The following is a 3,532-nucleotide window of genomic DNA, read 5'->3' as shown; positions in this document are numbered from 1 at the left end:
ACCAATCTTACACAGCCCAAAGTGCGCCGCAATAGCGACTCTTGTTCGGGTGTTGGGTAAAATCGGTAAGAATAGGCTTTTTCCATACCTCACATTTTAGCATATATTTCGTAAACGATGCTCATATTTAACAGCAAAGCCGTCGTAGAACGACGGGGTTTCAGACCCAAATTTTCGATGAGCGTTGCGTTCGTGCATTACTTCAAAACCAATGTTAGCGCAGTTGATCACATCCGCCCAAGTTGCGGTCTCGCGTAGCGAGCGCGTTGCGACCGCACGTCCCTGGGAATCGATAATCGACTGGTTAAAGTTGAAACCGTTGAGGTTAAAAGCCATGGTTGAGATACCTTTTTTGGGTTTATTTATTTCAAAATTTATCTCTTTATTTGTATATTTTTAAACTTGTATAAAATTGATTTAAGTTTTGTAAAAAGTAGTTGACAAAATTCGATCAAGATCAAAGATCACCCTATACTTCAGGTTGACAAAATATGGTAAGGTGGAATGAGTAATAAAACTTATCACTAAAATCAGTGACAAGTGCCAAATTCACCAGATAAGGCTAAATATAACTATGTCCAAACGGTTTAAATTTGACTCCTCCGAGATGATTTATCTCACCGATAAACTGATGAATGTGGCCAGCAATCGTTACTCCATCGTCGTGCAAGTGGCTAGACGGGCCAAACGCGTCCGCTACGATACCGTAGAAAATATCGATGACCCGATGATTAAACCCGTCCAACGGGCCCTGATGGAAATGACCGACGAATTAACCGAACCGGAATTATTACGCGATTAATCCCCTAAAATTGCCGGGGAACCCACCCTTACATTTCATCGGGGTTGATCCCCAGCGCTCTTAGTCTTTCCGCTAGTCGTTGGGCTTTTTGTTCCGCTTCCTCTTTGGCTAAACGTTCTTGCTCGGCGATCGCTTCCGCTTCCTCTTTGGCTAAACGTTCTTGCTGGGCATTCAAACGTTCTTGTTGGGCGATCAAACTTGCTTGCTCGGCGATTGCCGCTGCTGCCCTCGCCCTTTCCTCGGCGGTTAAATAGCGATTTCCCGATCGATCGTACCAATACAGCCATTCTCGAACCCAAGCGATATGTTCTCCCTGTTCATATCCCAAGGCTAAGCCGATTTCTGGCAACCATACCCGATTATTTTCAGGCTCTAAAAGCTCGTATTTCCCCGCTATCAGCTTATAAACCGCTAATCTCTCTCTATTTTTAAACCTTCCCCTTCTACCGCTTAAGGGATTATAAATGACGTAATAGAGAATTCCTAGGGTTTGATAATCCGCTAACTTTCCCTCATATTCCCCATTATATTTCTCAGAAATCACTTCTAGGTCCAATATCGGCATAATATAAGCTTCTTCCCAGAGAACATAGCTTAATCTTCCCCTTTCGCCGGTATCGTGTTTGACTCCAATGGCTAAAAATCCATCCGGTATGATTGCCGGTTCGTCGGGATTGTAATAAACTCCCATATCGACACCAAAATACCAATCATCCCGCTCCGCCCAAATAAATGCTAGTAAACTGAGTAATAGATTGGGAATATCGTTCTGTAACTGGTTATCCACGGCTGTTTCGTCAGAACAGGGTAATTCTTCGGCACTGGGAAGAAGGCGATTTTTATTGTAGGAAAGGTTAACCATAGCGATTGTTTTGACTAGGGAAATTACCAAGTATTCGGTTGAAAGTCGGCATCATTAATAATGGCCACTGTATCCCCGGAGGGTTTAATCACAAATAGACCTTTTTTATATGCGTATCGATCGATCCCCTCGTTGATTTCAATTCCCGCCACCGCACCGTAAGCTTGATAGTTTTGATAATGGGTAAAAGCGATTTTAAAGCGGCTCAATTTTTCGATAAATTCATCCACATCATCTTTAGATAATCTAGATTTACATTCCACCACCACGAGATCGGTATCATCTACCGCTAGAATATCAATTTCCATGGCGATGCCCTGACGCTTGACTCTAGCGCGGGGATAAACTTCTTTAATATCAATGCCTTTTTCCTGAAAAAGCCTTAAAACCGCCGGTTCTACCAATTCTTCCACAAATCGACCCCAGCGAGTGGTGAGACTATCTACCGCTTTGCTGGTTCGTTCAACCGTCCGTTTCAGTTCGGCCATCGAGCGATCGCTTTCTAGTTTAGATTCCGCCAGGAGGTTCTCTATTTCGACTCTATGGCGATCATATTCCGCCTTGGATTCGGCAACCCGGCGATCGTATTCTGCCTTGGATTGGGCAGCCCGGCGATCATATTCCTCGGCGGAAGCGCGGAATAGCTGGTAAATATCCTCAAGAGTTACTGGTTCACTCATAGACTTGCCTCTAAAACACCCCTGATCATTTTAGCGATTCTGTCGAAAAGCCGGACGAGAGCCAGAGAGCAAAACGGAAAGAAATATTAAGAATTATTTAAAAGACTTGACAAATGTGCGGGGGGGTACTGTTTTTCTGGAATTTACTTGGTTCCAAAACTTGCATAATCCTTACAACGCTCAAAGAGCTTGATTTTAGATGAAACTAACGATTATGGGCATTTTATCTGGGGTTGCCTTTGCGAATCTGGGCATCTCTGGCATTGCAGAAGCTTTTCAACTGATTCCTTCTGGTCTTAGTCCTGGTAATCAGTATCGCTTGGTATTTGTTACGGATGGCACGATTCAAGCAACAAGCACTGACATAAATACCTACAATACCTTTGTTGACAATGAGGCGCACACCTCAACAATATTAAATGACGCTTTTACGAATGTAGGAATCGACCCTGCTAGTATTACTTGGAAGGTGATCGGTTCGACAGCTAGTGTGAATGCGATCAACAATACCTCAACCAATACAGTTGACACGAGTGTCCCTATCTATGGTCTAGATGGCAAACTGATCGCCTTCGGTAACTCCGACCTGTGGGATGGCGATATCTGTCCCCATATACCGGCGGCTGGCATCATTTGTCATGATGGTGGTATTTCGATGTCGCAATCTGGTCATTATTTATTCGGTGATGTGTGGACGGGGACTTTATCTTCGGGAGTTGCTTGGTCGGAACCTAATTTAGGTCCACTTGGGTCGGTACCAGTAACTATCGGATCGAGCTATGGAACGAACGTAACTTGGATTCGTTATGGGAGCGATTTTGGTCCAGGGTTTAACGGTCCGGTAGCATTCCGCCCTTTGTACGGAATCTCTTCGGTGCTGACGGTTCCCACCCCGACCGCGACCACTCCAGAACCTTCTAGCCTTCTCGGTTTTATCACCTTGGGCGGATTAATGCTAGGGGGTACCGTCCGCAAAGCGCGGAAGTAATACCTACAAGGGAGAGGAGGCGAGGGTTTCCTCTCTCGAAGCGGAGGTTTTCGATACTTTATGGGAGCATCTCACTTACGCGATAAGTAATTATACTTAGCCTAAAAGCCACTCTTAATCGTGTCTTGGAACGAAATAGAGGCTTTTAAAGACTGCGTACATGGAGAATTAAAACAAGAATTACCCTCGAAAAGCCTATT

Annotated in this window: 5 protein-coding genes and 1 pseudogene; 2 read left to right on the top strand and 4 right to left on the bottom strand. The window is 44.5% G+C overall.

Going from position 1 to position 3,532, the window contains the following annotated elements; genetic code table 11:
* Positions 1-86, bottom strand: an 86-nt coding sequence (locus ACE1AQ_RS20885) for a helix-turn-helix domain-containing protein (protein ID WP_287077617.1), incomplete at its 3' end; no start/stop codon positions are given.
* Between the two features lie 10 nt (positions 87-96).
* Positions 97-348 (bottom strand): annotated as a pseudogene (locus ACE1AQ_RS20880) (hypothetical protein); the annotation flags it as partial.
* Between the two features lie 226 nt (positions 349-574).
* Here ACE1AQ_RS20880 and ACE1AQ_RS20875 point away from each other — a divergent pair.
* Positions 575-802: a DNA-directed RNA polymerase subunit omega gene (locus tag ACE1AQ_RS20875; RefSeq protein WP_002737694.1), complete on the top strand. Its 228-nt coding sequence runs from the start codon at positions 575-577 to the stop codon at positions 800-802.
* A gap of 28 nt (positions 803-830) precedes the next feature.
* On the opposite strand, the gene ACE1AQ_RS20870 is transcribed toward ACE1AQ_RS20875, so the two are convergent.
* On the bottom strand, positions 831-1,664 hold the full coding sequence (locus ACE1AQ_RS20870; protein WP_110543764.1) for a Uma2 family endonuclease: 834 nt from the start codon (positions 1,662-1,664) through the stop codon (positions 831-833).
* A gap of 23 nt (positions 1,665-1,687) precedes the next feature.
* The gene (locus ACE1AQ_RS20865) at positions 1,688-2,344 is read right to left on the bottom strand and encodes a DUF3782 domain-containing protein (RefSeq protein WP_374809142.1); all 657 of its coding nucleotides are present in this window, start codon (positions 2,342-2,344) and stop codon (positions 1,688-1,690) included.
* 199 nt (positions 2,345-2,543) lie between these two features.
* On the opposite strand from ACE1AQ_RS20865, the gene ACE1AQ_RS20860 reads away from it, so the two are divergent.
* The gene (locus ACE1AQ_RS20860) at positions 2,544-3,332 is read left to right on the top strand and encodes a PEP-CTERM sorting domain-containing protein (RefSeq protein ID WP_008201380.1); all 789 of its coding nucleotides are present in this window, start codon (positions 2,544-2,546) and stop codon (positions 3,330-3,332) included.
* Positions 3,333-3,532 lie beyond the last annotated feature (200 nt).

This window comes from Microcystis sp. BLCC-F209, assembly GCF_041928595.1.
Classification (GTDB): domain Bacteria; phylum Cyanobacteriota; class Cyanobacteriia; order Cyanobacteriales; family Microcystaceae; genus Microcystis.
Note: the sequence above shows the minus strand (reverse complement) of the source record. Positions and strands in the feature narration are given on the sequence as shown.